The organism is Asanoa ishikariensis (assembly GCF_900107455.1).
In the GTDB taxonomy this organism is placed as follows: domain Bacteria; phylum Actinomycetota; class Actinomycetes; order Mycobacteriales; family Micromonosporaceae; genus Asanoa; species Asanoa ishikariensis.
Map to the genome: position 1 here is coordinate 1546773 of NZ_FNQB01000003.1, position 23737 is coordinate 1570509.

Consider the following 23737-nt stretch of genomic DNA (forward strand, 5'->3'; position numbering starts at 1 on the left):
GGGGCGGGTCAGATGTCGAGGTCTTCGACGATCGGGTCGTCGTGGATGGTGTGTAGGGCTATCGCGTACAGCTCCGGGGGCAGCAGGGGTTCGAGCTCCTCCGGGGTGTCGACGACCGAGAACGTGGCCTGGGCGGGTGTTCGCATCCAGGCCTGGTCCGGCGACCAGTCACCGAGCCAGCCCCGCCAGCCGGTAGACCACTTCCTGGACCGTTCCGCGTTGGGGCCGACCGGGGTCTGTAGCTCCGACCGGTCGTGATGCACGGCGAACCGGCCCCGGCTGGTCCGGAACAGCGAGTACGTCTCGGAGCCCTGCTCGGTGGACGAGGTCCACTCGCCCAGGGCGGTGCCGAGGAAGCGTTTGATCCCCGCACGCCCGACGCCGACCTTGACGGTGATCTCCTCGAACCCGGACCGCTTCGCGTCCTCGACCTCGATGAGCCGGCGGAGCGCGGTGACGATCGTGGCCGACAGGGTGCCGCCGACGAGTTCCTGGGCGCGTCGCAGCAACGGCAGGTCGTCGTCGGCGACATAGATCGTCTTGTTGGGCACGAGATTCACCTTGACCTCTGGACAGCGGGGTGTCTATACGTATATTACTACGTACATGACAGAACGAAGCGTCGCGTCGCGGCCTCCCACGACGGTCGGCGACGTCGTCGCGGCGGTGGAGGTCGAAGATCTCGCCGTGTCGTACGGCGCGGTGAAGGCCCTCGACGGGTTGAGCCTCACCATCTCGCCCGGCACCGTGTTCGGGCTGCTCGGCCCTAACGGTGCGGGCAAGACGACGCTGGTGCGGGTGCTGTCGACACTGCTGCGCCCGGGCGGCGGGCACGCCCGCGTGCTGGGTCACGACGTCGTCCGTGAACCGCTGGCGGTGCGCTTGATGATCGGGCTGGCCGGGCAGTCCGCCGCGGTCGACGCGGAGCTGACCGGTCGGGAGAACCTGGAGATGGTCGGCCAGCTCTACCGGCTGCCGCGCGCGGAGGCGCGCCGCCGGGCGGCGGAAATCCTCGACCGGTTCGACCTGGCGGACGCCGCGAACCGGCGGGTCGGCACCTACTCCGGCGGTATGCGCCGGCGCCTCGACCTGGCGGCGAGCCTGACCGGGCGCCCGCCCGTGCTGCTGCTCGACGAGCCCACCACAGGCCTCGACCCGCGGTCGCGGCTGGAGCTGTGGGCGATCGTCGACGAGCTACGCGACGCCGGCACGACGGTGCTGCTGACCACGCAGTACCTGGACGAGGCCGACCGGCTGGCCCAGCGCATCGCGGTGATCGACGCCGGCAAGGTGATCGCCGAAGGAACCCCCGCCGAACTGAAGGCCGAGGCCGGCACCGACGTCCTCCGGATCCGCCTTGACGACGCCAGCGCCGTGGCCGCGGCCGAGCCGTTGCTCGCGGACCTCGCCGCGCCCGGCACCAGCGTCGACACCGCCGACGACGAGCTCACCCTGCGGGTGGTCCGACCGGACGCCTCGGCCGAGGCGGTGCGCCGCCTGGACGGCCACGGCCTGCACGTGTCGGTGATCCAGTTGACCCAGCCCAGCCTCGACGACGTGTTCCTGTCGTTGACGGGCCACACCGCCGCGACCGGCGAGGAGGAGACCGCATGACCGACACCACGGTGCGCCGCGTAGGACTCGTGGACCGCGGCGGGCGGCAGCGGCTGTCGCTCGCGGGAATCCTGCGGGACAGCCGGGTGATGGCGACACGGCAGCTACGCAAGACGCTGCGCCGACCCACGTACATCGTCTTCTCGTTCGTCCAGCCGGTCATCTTCGTCCTGCTGTTCCGCTACATCTTCGGCGGCGCGATCGACACCGGGTCGGTCTCCTACGTCAACTACCTGATGCCCGGGATCATCGTGCAGACCGCTGTGTTCGGCGCGATGGTCACCGGCATCGGGCTGACCGAGGACCTCTCGACGGGTGTCGTGGACCGGCTGCGGTCGCTGCCCATGGCCCGGTCCGCCGTCCTGTTCGGACGCACCGCCGCCGACGCCGTCACGAACGTGCTGACCCTGATCGTGATGACCGCCGTGGGCCTGCTGGTCGGGTTCCGCCCGTCGCAGCCGGCCTGGCGGCTCGCCGCGGCGTTCCTGCTCGTGATCGCCTTCTCGTACGTGTTCTCGTGGATCAGCGCCTGGGTCGGGCTGTCCGTCAAGAACCCGGAGACCGCCCAGTCCGCCGGCTTCATCTGGGTGTTCCCGCTGACCTTCGCGTCGTCGGCGTTCGTGCCGACGGAGTCGATGCCCGCGGCGGTCCGCGCCTTCTCCGAGGTCAATCCGGTGAGCCTGTGCGTCGACGCCGTGCGCTCCCTCACCATCGGTGGCCCGTCGGCGACCGCCCCGGCGCTGCAGACCCTGGCCTGGCTCGCCGGGCTCCTCGTCATCTTCGTGGCGCTCGCCGTCCGCGCCTTCCGCCGTGCCTGAGGACGAGCGTCCCGCCCGGGCGCTGAGCGCCGACGTGCTCTCGGCGCTGGACCAAGGGACGGAAGCGGTCCTGATCCCCTTCCTCAACGAACTGCTGGACGAGCTGCCGTGGTGGAACCCGGCCTGGCGCGTCACCCGCGTGGAGGCCGTCAAGCCAAGCGCCGCCAAGACCGTCGGTTCGGGCTTCGACGAGGTCACCGTGCTGGGGCAGGCCGGCGCGGATCCCCTGCCGTTCGTAGGACGGATCCGCCTCCAGGACGACCGGTTGGTCCGGTTCCAGGCCAAGATCGGTGACGTGGTCATCGGGCCGGGCACGACGCCCGCGGGAGAGCCCGAGCCGGATCCGTTCGCCGCGATCATCCGCATCCTGATGGACGTACGCGGGGTCTCGGACCAGGACCTGGCCCGGCAGTGCTACCTGTCCCGGGCGACGATCCGCACCCTGCGCGGCGGCTGGAGCCCGGATCCGGTCGTCGTCCGACGGATCGAAGAGGCCATGGACTTCGTTTTCGACGCCCGCTCCGACGCGAAATGAAAGTCGGGTAGCGTTATCGGTCCGAGACGAGAGGCGCTGCAACGGGGTCCGCCCCGCCACGCTCGTCCGGGAAACACCCAAGGTCGCCTCCGTTTATTCGGAGGTGGTCGGTATGGAAAGCACTGCGCAGCTACGACGTCTGCTGAGCGAGCGGGTCCTGGTGCTCGACGGTGCCTGGGGCACGATGATCCAGGCGGCCGAGCTGACACCCGAGGACTATCGGGTCGGCGGTGTGGTCTCCCCCGATCATGCGCAGGACGTCACCGGCGACCCGGATCTGCTCAACCTGACCCGGCCCGACCTGATCCTCGACATCCACCGGCAGTACCTGGCCGCCGGCGCGGACATCACCACGACCAACACGTTCACCGCGACCAGCATCGGCCAGGCCGACTACGGCCTGGAGTCGCTGGTTCGCGAGATGAACGTCCAGGGCGCCCGCCTGGCCCGCCAGGCGGCCGACGAAGCGGGCGGCCGGTTGGTGGCCGGTTCGGTCGGGCCGCTCAACGTCACCCTCTCGCTCTCGCCCAAGGTCGACGACCCGGCCTTCCGGGCGGTCACCTTCGACCAGGTGAAAGCGTCGTACGCGGAGCAGATCGCGGCACTGGCCGAGGGCGGCGTCGACCTGCTGCTGATCGAGACGATCTTCGACACGCTGAACGCGAAGGCGGCCCTGGCCGCGGCCCACGAGGTGGCCCCCGACCTGCCGCTCTGGATCTCGTTGTTCGTCGACATGTCGGGGCGCACCCTCTCCGGGCAGACCGTGGAGGCGTTCTGGCGGTCGATCGAGCAGGCCCGGCCGCTGGTCGTGGGCGCCAACTGCTCGCTCGGTGCGGCGGAGCTCCGGCCGCACGTGGCCGAGCTCGCTCGCATCGCCGACACCTTCGTCGCGACCCACCCCAACGCGGGTCTGCCCAACGCGTTCGGCGGCTACGACGAGGCCCCGGCGGAGACCGGCAAGCTGATCGGCGAGTTCGCCGGCGCCGGGCTGGTCAACATCGTGGGCGGCTGCTGCGGTACGACCCCCGCGCACATCGCCCGCATCGCGGCGGCGGTGCGCGACGCCCGGCCGCGCGACGTCGCCCCGCCGAAGGCCACCACCCGCTTCAGCGGCCTCGAGCCCTTCGCGATCGGCCCCGACACGGGCTTCGTGATGATCGGCGAGCGCACCAACGTCACCGGCTCGGCCCGGTTCCGCCGGCTGATCGAGGCCGACGACTACCAGGGCGCCGTCGCCGTGGCCCTCGACCAGGTGCGCGGCGGCGCCAACCTGCTCGACGTCAACATGGACGCCGACCTGCTCGACAGCGAGCAGGCGATGACCACCTTCCTCAACCTGATCGCGACCGAGCCCGAGGTCGCCCGCATCCCGGTGATGGTCGACAGCTCCAAGTGGACCGTGCTCGAGGCCGGCCTCAAGTGCGTGCAGGGCAAGGGCGTCGTCAACTCGATCAGCCTCAAGGAGGGCGAGGAGTCCTTCCTCGCGCAGGCCCGACGGATCCGCGGCTTCGGCGCCGGCGTGGTCGTGATGGCCTTCGACGAGCAGGGCCAGGCCGACACCCGCGACCGCAAGGTGTCGATCTGCGGCCGGGCGTACGACCTGCTGGTCGAGAAGGCCGGTTTCGCTCCCGAGGACATCATCTTCGACCCGAACGTGCTGGCCGTGGCGACGGGCATCGCCGAGCACAACGGGTACGCCAAGGCGTTCATCGAGGCACTCCCGCTGATCAAGGAGCGGTGCCCGGGCGCGCGTACCAGTGGCGGCATCTCGAATCTGTCGTTCTCGTTCCGCGGCAACGACGTGGTCCGCGAGGCGATGCACTCGGCGTTCCTCTTCTACGCGGTGCGGGCCGGGCTCGACATGGGCATCGTCAACGCCGGCCAGCTCGCGGTCTACCAGGACATCCCCGCCGACCTGCTGGAGCTCGTCGAGGACGTGCTGTTCGACCGGCGGCCGGACGCGACCGACCGCCTCGTCGAGTTCGCCGCCACCGTCAAGGGCGAGGGCACGCGGCGCACGGTCGACCTGTCGTGGCGCGAGGCGTCCGTCGAGGAGCGGCTCTCGCACGCGCTGGTGCACGGCATCGTCGACTTCATCGAGGACGACACCGAGGAGGCCCGGCAGCAGTTGCCCCGGCCGCTCGACGTCATCGAGGGCCCGCTGATGGACGGCATGAAGGTCGTCGGCGACCTGTTCGGCTCCGGCCGGATGTTCCTTCCCCAGGTGGTCAAGAGCGCCCGGGTCATGAAGCGCTCGGTGGCCTATCTCGAGCCCTACATGGAGAAGGAGAAGGAGCAGGCCCGGCTGGAGGGCCGCACCGAGGACGTCCGTGGCCAGGGCAAGGTCGTGCTGGCCACGGTCAAGGGCGACGTGCACGACATCGGCAAGAACATCGTCGGCGTGGTGCTGGGCTGCAACAACTACGAGGTGATCGACCTCGGCGTGATGGTGCCCGCCGCCAAGATCCTGGAGACCGCGATCGCCGAGCAGGCCGACGTCATCGGGCTGTCCGGCCTGATCACCCCGTCGCTCGACGAGATGGTCGCGGTAGGCGCCGAGATGCAGCGCCGCGGCTTCACGGTGCCGCTGCTGATCGGCGGGGCGACCACGTCCCGGCAGCACACGGCGGTGCGGATCGCCCCGGCCTACGAGGGCTCGACGGTGCACGTGCTCGACGCCTCCCGGGTCGTCGGCGTGGTGTCCGACCTGCTCGACGCCGACCGGGCCGTGAAGCTCGACGAGGCCAACCGGGTCGATCAGGAGCGGCTGCGCGAGCAGCACGCCAACCGGCACGCCCAGCCGATGCTCACCCTCGAAGCCGCGCGGGCCAACGGCGAGGCGGTCTCCTTCGACGCTCCGCCGGTGCCGGAGTTCACCGGGGTCCGCGAGGTGCGGCCCTCGATCGCCGAGCTGCGCGAGTTGGTCGACTGGCAGTTCCTGTTCCTGGCCTGGGAGCTGAAGGGCAAGTTCCCGGCCATCCTGGAGCAGCCGGTCGCCCGCGAGCTCTACGACGACGCCAACGCGCTGCTCGACACGATCATCGCGGACGGCTCGTTCGAGGCCCGCGGCCTGTACGGCTTCTGGGGCGCGCACAGCGAGGGCGACGACATCGTGCTCGAGGGCGGAGTGCGCTTCCCGATGCTGCGCCAGCAGACGAAGAAGCCGGCCGGGCGGGCCAACCGCTGCCTGGCCGACTACGTCGCGCCGAGCGGCGACCACCTGGGCGGCTTCGCGCTCGGCATCCACGGCGCCGGCGCGCTGGCCGCGCGCTACGAGGCCGAGCACGACGACTACAAGGCGATCATGGTGAAGGCGCTGGCCGACCGGCTGGCCGAGGCGTTCGCCGAGTACCTGCACCTGCGGGCCCGCCGCGACTGGTTCGAGCCGGACGCGTCGCCGGCGTTGGAGGACCTGCACGCGGAGCGGTTCCGCGGCATCCGGCCTGCCCTCGGCTACCCGGCCAGCCCTGACCACAGCGAGAAGAAGGACCTGTTCGAGCTGCTCGGCACCGACACGATCGGGGTGGGACTGACCGAGTCGTACGCGATGACCCCGGCCGCCGCGGTCAGCGGCCTGATCTTCCAGCACCCCGAGTCGCGCTATTTCACGGTCGGCCGCCTGGCCAAGGACCAGATCACCGACTACGCCGCCCGGCGCGGGATGACGGTGGAGGAGGTCGAACGCTGGCTGCGCCCCAACCTGGCCTACGACGCCTGAGCGGTGGCGTGGTCCGGTGCCGGGCGGATGAGCTCGAGCAGGTTGCCCTCCGGGTCCTTGACGTACGCGAAGCGCATGCCCGGTCGCGCCGCGGCAGCGGGCGCGGAGACCGCCCGCCCACCGGCACGCAGTAGGCGGTCATAGGCCGCGTCGAGGTCGTCGACGTAGACGGCCCAGTGGAAGTAGCCCTGCGTGGCGGCGCCGTCGAACGGGTCGGTGAACTCCTGCGGCTCCGATCCGCCGCGCTCGATCAGCTCGATCTTGAGCCCGTCCGCGGCGCGCAGGATGACCGAGCGGACCTGGGCCGCCGGCATGTCGACGGTCTCCTCGACCGCCGTGAGACCGAGGGCGTCAGCGTAGAAACGGCGCTGGGCGTCGAGATCGGCGACCGAGAGCCCGACGTGGTCGAAGACGAAGTTCGGCATGGTTCCTCCTAAGGTGGTTAAAGCCATTAACCAGGTTAGCGCCATTAACCATGAGCGGCTACCCTGATGCTCATGCCGACCTCCCGCCCCACCGGCCTGCACCACGGCGACCTGCGCAACGCCCTGCTCGGGGCCGCCCTCGAGCTGGTTGCCGAGCGCGGCGCCCAGGGCTTCACCCTGGCCGAAACCAGTCGCCGGGCCGGTGTCAGCGTCGCCGCGCCCTACAAGCACTTCGCCGACAAGGACGCGCTGCTGGCGGAGCTGGCCCGCACCGGGTACGAACGGCAGCACGACCTGTTCCAGGCCGCGATGTCCGCGGAGTCCGACCCGGCCGACCAGCTAGCCGCGTTCGCCGCCGCCTACGTCGCGTTCGCGGCCGAGAACAAGGCCCTCTTCGAGATCACCTTCGCCGCGGGACTCGAGAAACAGCGCTACCCGGCGCTGGCGGAGGCCGGTGACCGCGTCCTGCGCCTCCTGCGCGGCCCCGCGGCCCAGCTCACGCCTGAAATCGCCGCACAGGACGACCTCATCCACACCATCGGCGCCGCCGCCCACGGCTTCGCGGCGTTCCTCGCCGAGGGCATCTTCGGCGAACCTACTGCGGCCTTGGCGGCCACCCAACGCCGCGCCCGCGACGCGGCCCGGAAACTGGCCCTTGCGCACTAACTCTATCTAGGTAGATATTAGTGCGATGGTACGTGTACGACGTCCGTCGCCGCAGACCGTGGCCGTGCTCGCCGCCCTCGCCGAGGCCGGCGACGGCTGGAGCCACGGCTACGACCTGTGCCGTGCCCTCGGGCTCAAGGCCGGCACGGTCTACCCGATCCTCATCCGCCTGACCGAGCGCGGGCACGTCGAGACCTCGTGGGAGACCGACCCGCCGCGCGGGCGTCCGGCCCGGCACCTCTACCGGCTCAGCACCGCGGGCGCCGAGTTCGCCCGCGCCGTCTCCGCGCCCGCGCGGGCCAACGACGGCGCAACCGCACCCCGGCTCGCGCCCGGGACCATCTGAGACACCGTCCGGAGGCAGCCGATGCTCGCCGTGGTTCTCCTCGTGGTGCTGGGGTTGGCGCCACTGCTCGCGCTCGTGCTCCACCTGATCCGACTTCCACAGGCCGGAGCCGGCGCGCTCGGCGCCCGGGCCGCGCTGCGGTCCGGGACCGCGCAACCGGTCTGGCCGGGGCTGGTCGCGCTCGCCGTCGTCGCCGCGGCGCTCACCTTCGGCCTGGAACGCGGCTACCTCGCCGCCGTCCCCAACAGCTCGCGCTGGGGCTTCGACGTGGCGCTGCTGGCCTTCGTACTCGGCCCGGCCGCCGCGCTCGCCTGTGCCGGGCTCAGCGCCGCGGCCGCGGCCGCCGTGTCCCGGGCTCGCGGGTTCGGTGCCGGGACCGTCGCCGGGCTGCTGGCGCTCGTCACCATCGCCGCCGGCAGCGCGGCCGCCCACCTGCCCCTGTTGGCCAGCTACCGGGCCGACCCGAGCGGCTTTCCGGTCGTCCCGAACCTCGGCGCGGGCGACCTGCTGGCACCGTTCACCATCTTCCTGGCCGCGCTGATCTGGGCCGCCCCGTGGCCGGTCATCGGCGCTTCCCTCGGCGCCAACGCGGACGCCAGGCACCCGGTGCGCGACAGTTGGCAACTCCTGCTCGACCTGACCACCGCCGGCCTGCCCGAGAGCCGATCCGCCTGGGGTGCGGCGCTGCGCGCCGAGTTGGCGGTCATCGACCCGCCGAAGGAGCGGCGCGGTTTCGCCCTCGGCGGAGCGTGGGCCGCACTCCGATCGGGAGCGTCGCGTCGCGCCTGGCTGGGTGCCGCCGGCGTGCTGCTCGTCGTCGCGGCCGTGTCGTTGGCGGCCTCGCGCTGGTCACTCGCACACGGCCGGGGAGGCGTCCTCGTTTTCTGGACGACGGTCCCGAACGCCCTGCTGCTGGCCGTCGCGCTCGCCACGGCCTGGCGCACCCGCTCCTTCGGCACCGGCCTGCGCGCCGGCGCGCTGGCGGGCTTCGCTGCCCTCGTAGCGGTGCTCCTGGTCGGCATCCCCGAGGCGGTGGTCTGGGCGAACGAGCGGGCCGGCTACCTGACCACCGGCGACGCCGTGCCACCCGACTGGCAGTCGGCGGTCCGTGACCTACTTCGCCCGGAGTTCCTGGTCAGCATGCTTGTCGCCTGGACGGCGGCGGTCGCCAACGGTGCGGCGATCGGCGCGGCCCTAGGCCGCCTGCACCGCCGCCGCGTGGCCGCTTAGCCGAGCTTTCGTGCGACGTCGGCCGTCTGGGGGTGACCGACGCGGGCGAGCCGTTCGCGGGCGTACTCCCAGCACTCCCGGGCCGCGTCGGCATCGCCCAGGGCCCGGTGCACGTCGCCGAGGTGGTTGGCGTACTGAGCCTCGAGGACCGGGTCGCCGAGCTCGCGGGCCAGCGCCCGGCCGAGCTCGAACTGCTCGGCCGCCGCCGCGTGCGCGCCCAGCGCGAGCCGGGAGTGGCCGAGGCCCTGGCGGGTGATCGCCTCGTTGGCGCGGTCGCCGGCCGCCCGCTGCACGGCAATGGCCCGCTCGTAGAACGTCACAGCGGCGAGGTGGTCACCGAGCTGCGCGCGGTACCAACCGACCGCCATGGCCGCCCGGCCCTCCCAGCTCGGCTCGTTCAGGTCCGACCACAGCAGCAGCGACCGTTCGATGTGCTCCAGCGCCCGGCCCTGGTCGGCCTGGAGCCAGCACACGTACGACAGCACGAACTCGGTCTCCGCCTCACCCGCCCGGTCGCCGGCCGCGCGGCAGAGCTCCATCGACTCGCGCATGTGCCCGTACGCCTCGGCGAAGCGCTCCAGCCGCCCGGCGACCGCGCCGAGGAAGCGGTGGGCGTGCGCCGCTGCGGCCCGGTCGACCAGCGCGGTCGCGGCCCGCAGCGCCACGAACCAGGCGGCGCCCTCGTCGTCGAAGCGGCGCCGCTCGAAGAGGTACGTGTCCAGCGCCCAGCCGAGCTGCCACGCGTGCCGGTCGAGCCCGTCGTCGCGGGCCTGGCGCAGCGCCGACAGCAGCACCGACCGCTCCGCGTCGAGCCAGGCCAGTGCCTTCTCGTACGGGAGATCGCCGTTGCCCGCCGCGACCGGCAGCGGGATCGGTGCGCGGGACGGGTTCAACACGCGGTCGGCCTCGTGCGCGGTGCTCGTGTAGAAGTCGAGCAGCCGGGTCAGCGCGGCCCGCCGCTCCTTGGCATCGTCTCCCTCGCGGGCGAGCTCACCGGCGTGGTCCCGCAGCAGGTCGTGCATCAGGTAGCGGCCCGGCCGGTGCTCGACCAGCAGCCCGGCGTCGACCAGCTCGCCCAGGATCGCGCGGGCATCGTGCGTCCCGGCCAACGCGGCCACCGCGTCGACGGCGATGTCCGGGCCGGCGGTGAGGCCCAGCAGCCGGAACAGCCGGGCGGCGGCGGGACTGAGCCCCTGATACGACCACGCGAACACCGCCCGCAGCTCGGCGAACGCCCCCGAACCGGGCTGGCGCAACTCGGCGGCGGCGACGGCCAGCGGGAACCCCGTCTGCCGCACCCGCGCCGCCACCAACGCGAGCGCGAGCGGAAGCCGCCCGCACGCTTTCACCGCGTCGTCCACCGCGCTGGCCTCACGGTCACCCAGCCGCGCCCGCAGCAGCTCGGCGGCCTCCGCCTCGCCCGGCAGGTCGAGGGCGACCGGGGTCGCACCCGCCGCGGCGACGAGGGCGGTCAACGGATTGCGGCTGGTGACCAGCGTGCGTACGGCAGAACTGCCGGCCAGCAGCGGGCGCACCTGGTCGGCGTCGCGGGCGTTGTCGAGGACGACGAGCATCCGGCGACCGGTGGCGAGACTGCGGAACCGGGCGAAGCGCGCGTCACGATCGACCGGCACCTCGTGCGGTGGCACACCGAGCGCGTCGAGCAGACTCCGGACCGCGTCGGCCGGGTCGACCACGTCGCGGGCGTACCCCCGAAGGTCCACATAGAGCTGACCGTCCGGGAAGCTCGCGGCCTCGCGGTGAGCCCAGTGCACGGCGAGCGCGGTCTTGCCGACCCCGGGCGGCCCCGCCACGACGACGACCGGAGCGGTCGCGGCGTCAAGCTTGGCGAGCGCCGCTGTCCGGCCCGCGAACTCACCGGTCCTGGCGGGAAGCTGGTTCGGCCCGGCCGTGCGCGGTTCGGGCCGGTGCCGGAGTCCTTCGTGGACGCCGACAAGCACGTCGTGGCGCCGCCGCCAGTCGGCGAGCTCGGCGTCGGTGGCGCCACAGGCGAGCACGAGCGGGCGCACGAGCGCCCCGAAGTCGGGCGGACGCCGGATCTCTCCACCGAGGATCGCGTAGAGCTGTGCCCGGCTGATCCGCACCTCACGGGCGACGCTCGGCAGGTCGCGGCCCGATGCTTTCCACAGGCGCCGCAGGTCGGCACAGAACTCCCCCACCGGATCCACGCGCACCGATCCGTCCCCCACGCGGCACACCCTATCCGGTCCGGTGTTCCGCGCCGAGGCCGCGCGGGCCGTCAGTCGCGCAGCGCGGTCGCGACCGCCACGGCGAAGCCTTCGACGTTGTCGAGCATGATGTTGTGTCCACAGTCGGGAATGGCCGTCACCGCCACGCCGGCCGCCGCCAGCAGGTCGGCGTCGTAGCGCCGGCCGTCGGCCGCCGGGTGCAGGAACGTGAGCGGGATCGTCAGCTCGGCCAGCCGCTCCCGGGTCGTGGGCACCGTGCCGCGCAGGAGGTTGACGGCGGTGCGATAGAGCGCGGCCGGGCCGGCCTGGCGCATCGTGGCCGCCCATTCGGGTCCGACGAACTCCAGCGTCTCGGCCCAGCCGTGGTCGAGGAACTCCTCCTCGGTGCGGTAGACGCCGATGCCCGAGCTGCCCGGGCGCTTGACCGTCGGCAGGGGATGCACGGGGTCCAGCGGAGCATCGACGAGCACGAGGCGTCGGACGAGCCGGGGGTGGCGGGCGGCCAGGGTGATCGCCACCGTGCCGCCCGCGCTGTGCGCGACGACGTCGGCCGCACCGACCGCGGCCTGGTCCAGGGCGTGGGCCAGGACGTCCGCGTGCTGCTCCAAGGTGTACGTGGCATCCGCCGGCCGGTCGCTGATCCCGAAGCCCAGCATGTCGATCAGAAGTGAGCGGTGGCCGCTCAGGGCCGGGTGTGCGACGGCCTCGGCGTAGTACGGCGCCGAGCTCGCGCCGAGGCCGTGGAGGTAGACGCGGGTGGGTTCGGCGCCGGGGAGCTCCGCCCAGCGGAGGCGGGAACCGTCGGGAAGTACCGGAGCGCTGTGCATGATCGGAGCATACCTAGACTTCGAGGTATCTCGGCAAGGAGGTATGGTCCAGGTCATGCTGGACCTCGCGATCCTCGGGTTCCTCTACGACGAGCGGTTGCACGGCTACGACCTGCGCAAGCGCATCGCGGCCCTGACCGGGCACGTGCGCCCGATCGCCGACGGCACGCTCTACCCGCTGCTCAAGCGCATGGAGGCCGGCGGGCTGCTCACCCGCGAGCTCGAGCCCGGCCAGATCGCCGCGCCCCGACACATGCTGTCGTTGACCGCCGCGGGCCGCACCGCGCTGCTCGACCGGCTGCGCGACCCCGACGAGCTGTACATCACCGACGAGAACCGGTGGTTCGTCCTGCTCGCCTTCCTGCGGCACCTGGCCGACCCGCCCGCACAGGCCGCGGTGCTGCGGCGCCGGCTGCACTTCCTCACCCAGCCGGCCAGCTTCTTCTGGGACGGCGACCGGCCGTTGCGCGCGGCCGATTTCGACGACCACTTCCGGCAGGGCCTGTTCGCGATCGCCACCGCGACGACGCGTACCGAGCTGAAATGGCTCCGCGAGACGCTGGTGACTCTGTCAGGCGCCGGGACGGACCAGGCCTGACTCGTACGCGAGGACGACCGCCTGGACGCGGTCGCGGACGCCGAGCTTGGTCAGGACGTGGCCCACGTGGGTCTTGATCGTGGTCTCGCTGACCGTCAACTTGCGGGCGATCTCGGCGTTGGACAGTCCGCGGGCGACCTGGACCAGCACCTCGCGCTCCCGTTCGGTGAGCGTCGCCAGGGCCGGCGTGGTGGTCTCGTGCGGGTCGGGCAGGGCGGCGGCGAAGCGGTCCAGCAGGCGCTTGAGGATCCGGGGAGCGACGACCGCTTCGCCGGCGGCGACGGTGCGGATCGCGGTCACCAGGTCGTCGGCGGGGATGTCCTTGGCCAGGAAGCCGCTGGCGCCGGCGCGCAGCGCGCCCACCACGTACTCGTCCAGGTCGAAGGTGGTCAGCACCAGGACCCGGACCGGCAGCCGGGCCTCGACGATCGCGCGGGTGGCGGCCACGCCGTCCATCCTCGGCATCCGGACGTCCATCAGCACCACGTCGGGCAGCAGGCGGCGGGCCAGGCTGACCGCCTCGGCACCGTCGCCGGCCTCGCCGACCACGTCGAGGTCGGGTTGGGCGCCGAGGACCAGGCGGAACCCGGTGCGCAGCAGCGGCTGGTCGTCGGCGAGCAGCACCCGGACCGGCCGTGCGTCGTCAGCCACCCTTGCCCCCTTAAGCATTCACCCGTCATCTTCCCGTACCGCCGCTTCGTCCCGCTCCCCCGGCTCCACCCGAACGCGGCTGGGTGTTTACTCGGTAAATGTCCGCTTATCTCGGGTAGCTGAGGAAAGATCGGGAGACGTGACCACGACTGCCGTGACCGGACCGGCCGCGCGGGCCGTCCAGGTGTGGAAGGTGTACGGGGCCGGCGAGACCGAGGTCGTCGCGCTCCGCGACGTGAGTGTCGACCTGGAACGCGGGAAGTTCACCGCCATCATGGGTCCGTCCGGATCCGGCAAGTCGACGCTGATGCACTGCCTGGCCGGGCTCGACTCGGTGAGCCGGGGTGAGGTCTACGTCGGCGGCACCAAGGTGACCGGCCTGGGCGACGCGGGCCTGACCCGACTGCGGAGAGACAAGATCGGGTTCATCTTCCAGCAGTTCAACCTGCTGCCGACGCTGACGGCCGAGGAGAACATCCTGCTGCCCCTGTCGATCGCGGGGCGCAAGCCGGACCCGGAGTGGTACCGCACCGTGATCGACACCGTCCGCCTCGGCGACCGGCTCGGCCACCGCCCGTCGCAGCTCTCCGGCGGCCAGCAGCAGCGGGTCGCCTGCGCCCGGGCGCTGGTCGCCCGACCCGACGTCATCTTCGCCGACGAGCCGACCGGCAACCTCGACTCGCGCTCCGGCGCCGACGTCCTGGGCTTCCTGAGCGAGTCGGTACGCACGCACGGCCAGACCATCGTCATGGTCACCCACGATCCAGTCGCCGCGTCGTACGCCGACCGCGTCCTGTTCCTCGCCGACGGCGCCGTGGTCGCCGAGATCCTCGAACCCACCGCCGACGCGGTCCTCGACCGCATGCGCACGATCGACGAGGGACCGCGCGGCCCGGGACCGGCCGTCGGCCTTCCGCACGAGAGCCGGGGCACCACCGACCCGACCGGGCGTACGCCGCATCCTGGACCACCCCCGGTCGGTGGTGGCCCGGGTGGTCCGCCCCGGATGGAGGGCGGCACCGAGCCGGGCGGTGGCACCCGCGACCCGTCGGCGCGGGTTTCGGACCGGCCAGGGTCGGCGCAGGGCTTTCGGCTGTTCGCGGCGGACAACGGCCCGACCGCGACACTGACCTCCACGGCTCCGTCGACCCTGACCGCCGCTCCACAACCCACGGCGCCCACCCAGGCGACTCCGCCGACCGTCGGCCCCGTGCCGCAGGGTCCGCCCGCCGAGCCGGTCCCGCGAACCCGGCGTGACCCGGACGGGCCGACTACGCCCCGCCGGCGGCGCCCGGCCGAGTCCGAACAGGACCCGGCGGAGCGGCCGCGACGCGGCACCCGCGCCGTGGGCAGGGCAAAACCGGAACCGGGTAGCGCCGCGCCGGCACCCGGCACCGCGCCATCAGGCCCGAACGCGCGCCCTGCGGGCGCTCCAGAACCGAGTCGAACCCGTCCGACAGATGCGGCACCGCCGGGCCAGACGAGCGCCGAACCACCGGGCCAAGCGGGCCACGCACCACCCAGCCAGACGGGCCAGGCAACACCGGGCCAGACCGGCCAAGCACCGCCGGGCCAGACCGGCCAAGCAGCGCCAGGCCAGACCGACCAAGCAGCGCCGGGCCAGACCGGCCAGGCAGCGCCGCCCGGGCAGATCGCCCAGGTTGGGCAGGCGACGCCCGGCCAGGCGGTGCAGGGCACAACCGCACAAGCGTCCGTGGCCGGCGGGGACGCGGAGGCGGCGGGTGTGCGGGCCGGTATCGAGGTCGGCGAGCGGCGAACCACGACGCGCCGCAAGGCCGTGCAGCGGCCCGCCGCCACTCACCCGCCGAAGGGTCGGCCGACCAAAGGTCCCAGCCAGCCGGAGCAGAGCGCGGCGGAGACGACCGACGCGCCGCCCGAGCCAGGAAACGTCAAGCCGCGCAAGGCGGCCAAGCGGACCGCACCGCGCAAGACCAAACCCACGGCCGACGCCGGGGACGACACAGAGTCCATCGTGGACGAACACAGCTAGGGAGACGTGCGGGGCATGTTCCGGTCCATGTTGCGCGGGCTGCTCACGCACAAGTTGCGGCTCGCCCTGTCAGCGCTCGCTGTCATTCTCGGCACGATGTTCATGTCGGGCGCGTTCGTCGCCGGTGACACGTTCGCGCAAGGCTTCACCGCGCTCTTCTCCACCGTCAACCGCGACATCGACGTCGAGGTCACCGCCCAGGACACCACCCCCGGCGGCCAGAACGCGCAGCTCGGCACCCCGACCGCGCTGCTCGACCAGCAGGATGTCGACACCGTCCAGAAGGTCGACGGGGTGGCGAAGGTGACGCCCGGCGTCTACTCCGCGGGCGCCCGGCTGATCGGCACGGACGGCAAGGTGGTCGGTGGCAACGGGCCGCCGCAGCAGGGCATCGCCTGGCAGAACGATGACCCGCTGATCCAGCTCCGGCAGGGTCGCCCGCCGCAGGCCGCCAACGAGATCGCCATCAACCAGGGGCTGTCGACGGACAGCGGGTTCGGGCTCGGGCAAACCGCTGACGTGATCACGCTCGAGCCGCCGACGCCGTACACCATCGTCGGGATCTTCGGTTTTCCCGGCGACCGGCCCTCGCTGGCCGGCGAGACAACCGTCGCGTTCACGCTGCCGCAGGCACAGCGAGTGCTGCTCAACGCGCCCGGCAAGTTCACGAGCCTCGACGTCACCGCCGCCGCCGGGGTCAGCAACGACACGCTGCGGGACCGGATCGCGGCCGCGCTGCCCGACGACGTGGTGCGGACCGGGGCGCAGGTCGCGCAGGAGCAGCAGAGCGCGACGTCCAGCTTCGTCAACATCCTGAAGACCGGCCTCGTCGTGTTCGCGCTGATCGGCATGTTCACCGGCGCCTTCCTGATCTTCAACACGTTCTCGATGCTGGTGGCGCAGCGGACCCGGGAGCTGGCTCTCTACCGCTCCTTCGGCGCCAGCCGTGGCCAGGTCAACCGGTCGGTCCTGCTGGAGTCGGTGCTGCTCGGGCTGGCCGCCAGCATCGTCGGGCTGGGGTTGGGCATCCTGGTCGGCTACATCCTCAACAAGGCGCTCCAGTCGTTCATCGACGCGAGCCTGCCGGTCAGCGGCGTGGTCGTGCGGGCGTACGCCGTGCTCACGACCCTCGCCGTCGGCACCGCCTTCACGGTCGTGGCGGCGCTGATCCCGGCGCTGCGGGCCAGCCGGGTGCCGCCGATCGCCGCCATGCGCGACGCGGTCACCCCGGACAAGCCGCTCACCCGGCTCACCATCGCCGGTGCGGTGATCCTGGCCGGCGGCGGGCTGCTGCTCGGGCTCGGCGTCGCGCACGTCGGTGACCTGCCCACGTGGCTGACCCTCGGGATCGGCGCCGCGCTGTGCTTCCTCGGCGTCGCGCTGCTCGCGCCGATCATCAGCCGCCCACTGACCACCGCGGCCGGCAAGGCGTTCGCCTGGTCGGTGCCGGGGCGCCTGGGCGCGCGCAACACCGGCCGGAACCCGCGCCGGACCGCCGTCACCGCCGCCGCGTTGATGATCGGGGTGGCGCTGGCCACCGGCGCGGGAGTATTCGCGCAGTCCGCCAAGGCCGGCATCAGCAACGCGTTCGAGCGGGACGTCAACGCCCAGCTCGCCGTGACCACCAGCTTCAGCCAGGGGCCGGGCGCGAACGCCGGTTTCCCGCCCGAGCTCGAGCAGACGATGGCGGCGCTGCCGGGCGTGTCGGCGGCGGTCGCGCTGCGTACCGACACCGTGAACCTCAACGGCAGCGACCGGTTCGTGCTGGCCGGTGACGCGCAGGCCGCCTCGACGATCTTCAACCTGAAGCAGGTGGCCGGCAACGTCCGCGAGCTCAACCCCGGCGAGATGCTGGTCGACCAGGACACCGCGGACGCCCTGCACCTCGGCGTCGGCAACCAGGTGACCATGCGGACGGCCCGCGCCACGCCGGTCACCCTCGACGTGGTCGGCATTTTCAAGCCCAACCAGGCGATCTCCAGCTCGCTGATCAGCAGCGCCGACGCGGGCGGGTTCCGATCGCCGTTCGCGCAGCAGGGCTTCGTGCAGGTGGCGAACGACAGCCAGGTCCCCCAGGTGCGCGCGGAGCTCGATCGCCTGTTCGCCAACAACCCCGAGGTCACCGTCAACGACCAGTCGCAGCTCATCGACCAGGCCAACAACTTCGTCGACATCCTGCTCGGCATCGTCAACACGCTGCTGGCGCTCACGATCATCGTGGCGGTCCTCGGCGTGGTGAACACGCTGCTGCTGTCGGTCTTCGAGCGCACCCGGGAGCTTGGCCTGATCCGCGCCGTCGGAATGAGCCGCGCCCAGGTCGGCCGGATGATCACCGTCGAGTCGGTGCTGATCTCGGTCTTCGGCGCGCTGCTCGGCATCGTGATCGGGGTCGGCCTCGGCGTGGCGATCGTGGCCGCGCTCGGCGACGAGTTCCTGTCACTGACCGTGCCCTGGGGCTACCTGCTGATCACGCTGGCCCTCGCCATCGTCGCCGGAGCGATCGCGGCGGTCCTGCCCGCGATCCGCGCGGCACGGCTCAACGTCCTCCAGGCCATCGCGTACGAGTAAGGACTCGGGGACAAACCCTGAGGTGGGGTACGGGTTACCCGTATCAGAAAATCCGCAGGTCCTCCGTCGTGCGGCTGACGAAACCGGTTGACCCCGTCCCCCAGCATGGAAGCTGCCGGCCGGACCGTCCTGGTCCGGCCGGACCATGACCTGTTTACGAGGGGGAACCAGGTGACGGCCAGCGATCCGGTGGCGGCCCGTGCGGACGACGTGTGGAAGGTGTACGGCAGCGGCGAAGCGGAGGTGATCGCGCTGCGGGGGGTCAGCGTGACCTTCCAGCGGGGTGTCTTCACCGCGATCATGGGGCCGTCCGGCTCCGGCAAGTCGACGCTCATGCACTGCCTGGCCGGGCTCGACTCGGTGACGCGCGGTGAGGTGCACATCGGCGAGACGCGGGTCACGGGGCTCGGCGACGCCGGTCTGACCAAGCTGCGGCGCGACAAGGTCGGCTTCATCTTCCAGCAGTTCAACCTGCTGCCGACGTTGTCCGCCAAGGAGAACATCCTGCTCCCGCTGTCGATCGCGGGCCGCAAGCCGGACGACGCCTGGTTCGACACCGTGATCAAGACGGTGGCGCTCCAGGACCGGCTCGGCCACCGGCCGGCCCAGCTCTCCGGCGGCCAGCAGCAGCGGGTGGCGTGCGCGCGGGCGCTGGTCGCCCGTCCCGAGGTGATCTTCGCCGACGAGCCGACCGGCAACCTCGACTCCAAGTCCGGCGCCGACGTGCTGGGCTTCCTGCGGGACTCCGTGAAGACGTACGGGCAGACCATCGTCATGGTCACCCACGACCCGGTGGCCGCCTCGTACGCGGACCGGGTCATCTTCCTCGCCGACGGCGCCGTGGTCGACGAGCTGCACAGCCCGACTCCCGACATGGTGCTCGACCGCATGAAGAAGCTCGACGCGCCGGCCGAGGTGACGCGCTGATGTTGCGCGCCACCCTCAAGAGCCTGCTCGCCCGCAAGGTCCGCCTGGTCCTGTCGGGCCTGGCTGTCGTCCTGGGCGTCATGTTCGTCGCGGGCTCGTTCGTGCTCACCGACACGCTGTCCCGCTCCTTCGACTCGATCTTCTCGGACGTCTACTCGCAGACCGACGTGACCGTGGCCGGCAAGGCCAAGGTCGAGATCGACGAGCTGGACGGCGAGCCGGTGCCGTCCAACATCCCGCAGTCCGCGATCACCACGGTGTCCGCGCTGCCCGGCGTGGCGCAGGCGCGCGGCGTGATCGCCGCGGACGGCGCCACCATGATCGGCAGCAACGGCAAGGCCGTCGGGTCGTTCGGGCCGCCGCAGCTCGGCGAGAACTGGATGGGCGAGAACGAGCTCACCCAGCTCCGTGAGGGTCGCGGACCCACCGCCGACGACGAGATCGCGGTCAACGTCGGCCTCGCCACCGCCGGCAAGGTCAAGGTCGGCGACCAGGTCGGTGTGCTGACCCTCGACGCCAAGCAGCGGATGTTCACGATCGTGGGCACGTTCGGCTACAGCGGCGACCGCGACAGCCTCGGCGGCGTCAACGAGGTCGCGTTCACCGAACCCGTGGCACAGCGGCTGATGCTCGGCGAGCCGGGCGTGTTCAGCAGCATCGACGTGCGGGCCACCGACGGCACGAGCCCCGAGGCGCTCAAGCAGCAGGTGGCGTCGGCGCTCGGCGCCGACTACACGGTGCGCACGGGCACGGAAGCCGCGGCCGACGACGCGCAGGGCCTCAAGAGCGCCCTGGGCTTCTTCAACAACATCCTGCTCGGCTTCGCCGGTGTCGCGCTGTTCGTCGGCATCTTCCTGATCATCAACACCTTCTCGATCGTGGTGGCCCAGCGGACCAAGGAGCTGGCCCTGCTGCGGGCCATCGGCGCCGGCCGCCGGCAGGTGATCGGCTCGGTGCTGACCGAGGCCGTGATCGTCGGCACGATCGCCTCGGTGATCGGCCTCGGCGCCGGCATCGGCGTCGGCGCGCTGCTCGCGTTCCTCGCCAGCAAGTTCTCCGGCGGCCTGGCGCTGGCCGGGCTCGGCGTGCCCCCGATCGCGATCATCGCCTCCTTCGTGGTCGGCCTGGTCGTGACCGTCATCGCCGCGGTGATGCCGGCCCTGCGGGCCTCGCGGATCCCGCCGATCGCCGCCATGGCGGACGTGGCGACCCCGGACCGCCCGCTCACGAAGATCACCTGGATCGGCGGCGTGCTCACCGCGATCGCGCTGGCGCTGCTCGGTGTCGGCCTGTACGCGGACGGCGGCATCATGCTGGTCGCCGGCGGCGTGCTGCTCACCTTCATCGGCGTCGCCCTGCTGACCCCGGTGTTGAGCCGGCCGGTCGTCGGCCTGCTCGGTCGGATCTTCTCCTGGTCCGTGCCGGGCAAGCTGGGCCGGCTCAACTCCGGCCGCAACCCGCGCCGCACCGCGATCACCGCCGCCGCCCTGATGGTCGGCATCGCGCTGGTCACCGGCGTCGGCGTGATCGTCTCGTCGGCCAAGACCAGCATCGCCGGCGCGGTCGAGTCGGTCGACGCCCAACTCATCATCCAGGGCACCCAGACGGGCCCGCGCGCGCCGACCTTCGCTCCGGCGGTGGTCGACCAGGCCAAGGCCGTACCCGGCGTCCGTGACGTGGTGGGTGTGGCCAGCGACCTGGCCACGGTCGACGGCGAGCAGCAATTCGTCACCTCCGTGACCGACGCGGCGCCGATCCCCGGCATCTACGGCAGCACGGCGGTGGCCGGCTCGATCTCTTCCCAGGGCCCGGACCAGGTGATCGTCAACGCGGACGCGGCCAAGGAGCACAACTGGTCGGTCGGCTCGGTGCTGACCGTGCAGCTCACCCGGGGCGCCGAGCACCGCTACACGGTCAGCGGCATCGCGCCGACGGACAAGTCGATCGGCGAGATCATGCTGCCGGCGGCGGCGATGGCGGAGTTCACGCAGCCCGCGCTGTCGCTCGGCTTCGTCCGGCTCGACGAGGGCACGGCGGTCGCGTCGGTGCAGCCCAAGATCGAGGCGCTGGTCGCCGACAACCCGCTGGTCTCGGTGATCGACCAGGACACCTTCACCCAGCAGCAGAGCGGCATGCTCGACCAGGTGCTCGTCATGATCCAGATCCTGCTGGCCCTGGCGATCCTGATCGCGGTGCTGGGCATCATCAACACGCTCGCCCTGTCGGTGATGGAACGGACCCGCGAGCTGGGCCTGCTCCGCGCGATCGGGCTGGGCCGCGCGGCGACCATGCGGATGATCACGGTCGAGGCGGTGGTCATCTCGGTGTTCGGCGCGCTGCTGGGCGTCGTGGTCGGCACGGGCCTGGGCGCGGCGGTCGTCCGGGCGCTCCGCGACGAGGGCTTCACGGACCTGACGCTGCCGTGGTCGACGATCGTCCTCTACCTGGGCGTGGCGGCCCTGGTAGGCGTCGTGGCGGCGATCCTGCCATCGATCCGGGCGGCACGACTCAACGTGCTCGGCGCCATCGCGCACGAGTAGTCGGGGGACGCGGTGCCCGCCGCCGTCAGGCGGTGGGCACCTGCCGCGCTGGTGCCCGCCGCCGTCGGGCGGTGGGCACCTGCCGCGATCAGGGGGTGGGGACCGCGCGGTCGGCCAGGTCCGCGAGCAGCGGCAGGTCGACCGCGGTCAGGCTGTCCACGATGTGCAGGCCGCGGCGCGGGGCGACCGCCGCGTCGTGTGGAACGGCGATCACCGCCGCTCCCGCCGCGAGGGCGCTCGTGACGCCCACCGGAGAGTCTTCGATAGCGACGGATCGCTCGACCGGCACGCCGAGCAGGCGTGCGGCCATCAGGTACGGCTCGGGGTCCGGCTTGCCCACGCTCACCTCGTCGCCGCAGACCACGGCGTCGAACCAGTGCCCGCCGATCACCCCGAGCGCGATGTCGACGAGATGCCGGCCGGTGTTGGTCACCAGCGCGGTCGGTATCCCCGCGTCATGGACCGCGTCCAGCAGCTCGCGGGCGCCGGGCTGCCAGCGCAGCTCGGTCTGGTAGAGCTCGGCCATCCGGGTGATCAGCCACTCCGCGGAGGTCTCGGCATCGCGCCACGGCTGGGCGATGTCGTTGTGCAGGATCGCCATCGAGGTGGCCATGCTGCCGCCGACCATCGCGACCCGGGCCGCGTCGGAGAGCTCGCCGCCGTACGACCAGGCCAGTTCGCGGAGTCCGATGTCCCAGACCCGCTCGCTGTCCAGCAGCGTGCCGTCCATGTCGAACAGCACCGCCGCGGGCCGGTGCTCGCTCTCAACCAGATCCGTCATCAGGACGAGTATCGCCCGGATGTTTTCGCGCCCTGGCACCTACGCGCATCGCGGTGGCACGCATCACGCCGGGCCTTGTCCGGTTCGCCGACAATGGTGGCCGTGTGGCGGGTGTGCCCGTCGGGTAAACGCTTCGTACGAGACGAGAGGGGACGCCGTGATGACCAGACCCGTTCTGACGCGGGTGCTCGCCATGCTGGTCGTCGGCGCGGTCGCGGCCGCCTGCGGGTTCGGCACCGGAGGTGACCCGTCGGCCGACCCGCCTGCGGCGACCGGCAGCCCCGGCGAGGACGGCACGATGACCGCGGCGGAGTTCGAGAGCGACATCCAGGGCGCGGCCAGCTCCGCCGAGGGCTACTGGAAAGCGCGCTTCGAGGAGTCGGGCGAGCGGTTCCGCCCGGTCGACCAGATCGTCGCCTACACCCGCGACGGCGAGATCGACTGCGCCGGCGAGCCGATCCCCACCAAGAACGCGGTCTACTGCCCGGCCGGTGACTTCATCGCGTACGACGTGAACTTCGCCGTCGCCGCGTTCCAGCAGGTCGGCGACGCGTTCATCTACTACCTGCTCGGCCACGAGTACGCGCACGCGATCCAGGCCCGGCTGGGCATCGAGCACCGGCTGACCATCGACCACGAGCTGCAGGCCGACTGCATGGCCGGCGCGTACCTGGGTGACTCGGTCCGCGACAAGGACCTGACGATCGACAAGGGCGACCTCGACGAGTTCCAGAACGGCCTGCTCGCCGTCGGCGACGACCCGAGCGTGCCGTGGTTCGCACCGGGCGCGCACGGCACCGCCGAACAACGCACCGAGTCGTTCTTCCTGGGCTACGAGCGCTCACTGTCGGCCTGCGAGCTCCAGGGCTAGGGCGCGACCAGTTCGGCCTCGAAGCCGTCCTCGTCCTCGAGGTAGGCGGCGTAGGTGTCCGGGCCGCCGGCGTGCGGGTGACGGTCCGGGAACAGCAGTACCCAGCCGCGTTTCGGCGCCTCGTCGACCAGGGCGTCGACCTCCCCCGGGGAGGCGACGTGGAAGGCGAGATGGTTGAGGCCCGGCCGCAGCCTGTCGTGACCGCCGGCGGACATGGCCTTCGACTGCTCGACCACCACATAGGTGGCACCCAGCCGCCAGCTCCGGCCGGCGGGCCAGCTCTGGAACTCCGTGTAGCCGAGCGCGCCCAGCAGCCAGCCCCAGCTTGTGGTCGCCCGGCCCAGGTCGGGGACCCACAGCTCGACGTGGTGCAGCGTGCCCGTCGTCTGGTTCACACCCAC

19 protein-coding genes and 1 pseudogene are annotated in these 23737 nt (G+C 71.9%); 13 read left to right on the forward strand and 7 right to left on the reverse strand.

Annotated features, from left to right (window positions below):
* Positions 1-8 precede the first annotated feature (8 nt).
* The gene (locus BLV39_RS31080) at positions 9-551 is read right to left on the reverse strand and encodes an EXLDI protein (protein ID WP_090800857.1); all 543 of its coding nucleotides are present in this window, start codon (positions 549-551) and stop codon (positions 9-11) included.
* 55 nt (positions 552-606) lie between these two features.
* Between BLV39_RS31080 and BLV39_RS31085 the strand changes: the two genes are divergently transcribed.
* The 4 genes from BLV39_RS31085 (at position 607) to metH (ending at position 6685) form a co-directional block, all read left to right on the forward strand.
* Positions 607-1614, forward strand: a complete 1008-nt coding sequence (locus BLV39_RS31085; protein WP_090800190.1) for an ATP-binding cassette domain-containing protein — start codon at positions 607-609, stop codon at positions 1612-1614.
* Positions 1611-2432, forward strand: a complete 822-nt coding sequence (locus tag BLV39_RS31090) for an ABC transporter permease (RefSeq protein WP_090800191.1) — start codon at positions 1611-1613, stop codon at positions 2430-2432. Before BLV39_RS31085 ends, BLV39_RS31090 begins: the two co-directional genes overlap by 4 nt.
* Complete coding sequence (locus BLV39_RS31095; RefSeq protein ID WP_090800192.1) at positions 2425-2967, forward strand: hypothetical protein; 543 nt, start codon at positions 2425-2427, stop codon at positions 2965-2967. Before BLV39_RS31090 ends, BLV39_RS31095 begins: the two co-directional genes overlap by 8 nt.
* 142 nt (positions 2968-3109) lie before the next feature.
* On the forward strand, positions 3110-6685 hold the full coding sequence (gene metH / locus BLV39_RS31100) for a methionine synthase (RefSeq protein WP_239083901.1): 3576 nt from the start codon (positions 3110-3112) through the stop codon (positions 6683-6685).
* Here the strand turns inward: metH and BLV39_RS31105 are convergent.
* Positions 6673-7110, reverse strand: a complete 438-nt coding sequence (locus BLV39_RS31105; RefSeq protein ID WP_090800194.1) for a VOC family protein — start codon at positions 7108-7110, stop codon at positions 6673-6675. The two genes, metH and BLV39_RS31105, sit on opposite strands and share 13 nt — an antisense overlap.
* Positions 7111-7182: 72 nt before the next feature.
* Between BLV39_RS31105 and BLV39_RS31110 the strand changes: the two genes are divergently transcribed.
* Genes BLV39_RS31110 through BLV39_RS31120 form a run of 3 tightly spaced genes read left to right on the forward strand, consistent with a single transcriptional unit; the run spans position 7183 to position 9352 of the window.
* Positions 7183-7776, forward strand: a complete 594-nt coding sequence (locus BLV39_RS31110; RefSeq protein ID WP_090800859.1) for a TetR/AcrR family transcriptional regulator — start codon at positions 7183-7185, stop codon at positions 7774-7776.
* Positions 7777-7801: 25 nt separating this feature from the next.
* A complete protein-coding gene (locus tag BLV39_RS31115; RefSeq protein WP_090800195.1) occupies positions 7802-8122 on the forward strand; it encodes a PadR family transcriptional regulator in 321 nt (106 codons plus the stop codon).
* A 21-nt stretch (positions 8123-8143) separates the two neighbouring features.
* Positions 8144-9352, forward strand: a complete 1209-nt coding sequence (locus BLV39_RS31120) for a hypothetical protein (protein ID WP_090800196.1) — start codon at positions 8144-8146, stop codon at positions 9350-9352.
* Here BLV39_RS31120 and BLV39_RS31125 read toward each other — a convergent pair.
* Both BLV39_RS31125 and BLV39_RS31130 read right to left on the reverse strand, forming a co-directional pair.
* Complete coding sequence (locus BLV39_RS31125; protein WP_143049961.1) at positions 9349-11562, reverse strand: tetratricopeptide repeat protein; 2214 nt, start codon at positions 11560-11562, stop codon at positions 9349-9351. The genes BLV39_RS31120 and BLV39_RS31125 overlap by 4 nt on opposite strands.
* A gap of 50 nt (positions 11563-11612) precedes the next feature.
* A complete protein-coding gene (locus BLV39_RS31130) occupies positions 11613-12389 on the reverse strand; it encodes an alpha/beta fold hydrolase (RefSeq protein ID WP_090800198.1) in 777 nt (258 codons plus the stop codon).
* 55 nt (positions 12390-12444) lie between these two features.
* On the opposite strand from BLV39_RS31130, the gene BLV39_RS31135 reads away from it, so the two are divergent.
* Positions 12445-12987, forward strand: a complete 543-nt coding sequence (locus BLV39_RS31135; RefSeq protein ID WP_090800861.1) for a PadR family transcriptional regulator — start codon at positions 12445-12447, stop codon at positions 12985-12987.
* On the opposite strand, the gene BLV39_RS31140 is transcribed toward BLV39_RS31135, so the two are convergent.
* Positions 12961-13656 carry a response regulator gene (locus BLV39_RS31140; RefSeq protein WP_090800199.1) on the reverse strand — a complete coding sequence of 232 codons (696 nt, stop codon included), beginning with the start codon at positions 13654-13656 and terminating at the stop codon, positions 12961-12963. The genes BLV39_RS31135 and BLV39_RS31140 overlap by 27 nt on opposite strands.
* 121 nt (positions 13657-13777) lie before the next feature.
* Between BLV39_RS31140 and BLV39_RS31145 the strand changes: the two are divergent.
* The 4 genes and pseudogenes from BLV39_RS31145 to BLV39_RS31160 form a co-directional block, all read left to right on the forward strand.
* A pseudogene (locus tag BLV39_RS31145) lies at positions 13778-14515 on the forward strand (ABC transporter ATP-binding protein); the annotation flags it as partial.
* Positions 14516-15664: 1149 nt separating this feature from the next.
* Entirely contained in the window at positions 15665-18217 is a 2553-nt protein-coding gene (locus tag BLV39_RS31150) for an ABC transporter permease (RefSeq protein WP_090800200.1), read from the forward strand.
* A 171-nt stretch (positions 18218-18388) separates the two neighbouring features.
* Positions 18389-19144 (forward strand): ABC transporter ATP-binding protein, encoded by a 756-nt coding sequence (locus BLV39_RS31155; RefSeq protein WP_239083865.1) that lies wholly within the window; start codon positions 18389-18391, stop codon positions 19142-19144.
* Positions 19144-21684, forward strand: coding sequence for an ABC transporter permease (locus tag BLV39_RS31160; protein WP_090800202.1), 2541 nt, complete (start codon positions 19144-19146; stop codon positions 21682-21684). The genes BLV39_RS31155 and BLV39_RS31160 overlap by 1 nt, the downstream gene beginning before the upstream one ends.
* 88 nt (positions 21685-21772) lie before the next feature.
* Here the strand turns inward: BLV39_RS31160 and BLV39_RS31165 are convergent, their stop codons facing one another.
* The gene (locus BLV39_RS31165) at positions 21773-22426 is read right to left on the reverse strand and encodes an HAD family hydrolase (protein WP_090800863.1); all 654 of its coding nucleotides are present in this window, start codon (positions 22424-22426) and stop codon (positions 21773-21775) included.
* A 199-nt stretch (positions 22427-22625) separates the two neighbouring features.
* Between BLV39_RS31165 and BLV39_RS31170 the strand changes: the two genes are divergently transcribed.
* Positions 22626-23336, forward strand: a complete 711-nt coding sequence (locus BLV39_RS31170) for a neutral zinc metallopeptidase (protein ID WP_090800203.1) — start codon at positions 22626-22628, stop codon at positions 23334-23336.
* Here the strand turns inward: BLV39_RS31170 and BLV39_RS31175 are convergent.
* Entirely contained in the window at positions 23333-23731 is a 399-nt protein-coding gene (locus BLV39_RS31175; RefSeq protein WP_090800865.1) for a VOC family protein, read from the reverse strand. The two genes, BLV39_RS31170 and BLV39_RS31175, sit on opposite strands and share 4 nt — an antisense overlap.
* Between the last annotated feature and the right edge of the window lie 6 nt (positions 23732-23737).

Coding starts and splice junctions, on each gene's coding strand:
- BLV39_RS31085 (WP_090800190.1), top strand. CDS start 607: ATGACAGAACGAAGCGTCGCGTCGCGGCCTCCCACGACGGTCGGCGAC.
- BLV39_RS31090 (WP_090800191.1), top strand. CDS start 1,611: ATGACCGACACCACGGTGCGCCGCGTAGGACTCGTGGACCGCGGCGGG.
- BLV39_RS31105 (WP_090800194.1), bottom strand. CDS start 7,110: ATGCCGAACTTCGTCTTCGACCACGTCGGGCTCTCGGTCGCCGATCTC.
- BLV39_RS31110 (WP_090800859.1), top strand. CDS start 7,183: ATGCCGACCTCCCGCCCCACCGGCCTGCACCACGGCGACCTGCGCAAC.
- BLV39_RS31115 (WP_090800195.1), top strand. CDS start 7,802: ATGGTACGTGTACGACGTCCGTCGCCGCAGACCGTGGCCGTGCTCGCC.
- BLV39_RS31120 (WP_090800196.1), top strand. CDS start 8,144: ATGCTCGCCGTGGTTCTCCTCGTGGTGCTGGGGTTGGCGCCACTGCTC.
- BLV39_RS31130 (WP_090800198.1), bottom strand. CDS start 12,389: ATGCACAGCGCTCCGGTACTTCCCGACGGTTCCCGCCTCCGCTGGGCG.
- BLV39_RS31135 (WP_090800861.1), top strand. CDS start 12,445: ATGCTGGACCTCGCGATCCTCGGGTTCCTCTACGACGAGCGGTTGCAC.
- BLV39_RS31140 (WP_090800199.1), bottom strand. CDS start 13,656: ATGCTTAAGGGGGCAAGGGTGGCTGACGACGCACGGCCGGTCCGGGTG.
- BLV39_RS31150 (WP_090800200.1), top strand. CDS start 15,665: ATGTTCCGGTCCATGTTGCGCGGGCTGCTCACGCACAAGTTGCGGCTC.
- BLV39_RS31160 (WP_090800202.1), top strand. CDS start 19,144: ATGTTGCGCGCCACCCTCAAGAGCCTGCTCGCCCGCAAGGTCCGCCTG.
- BLV39_RS31170 (WP_090800203.1), top strand. CDS start 22,626: ATGACCAGACCCGTTCTGACGCGGGTGCTCGCCATGCTGGTCGTCGGC.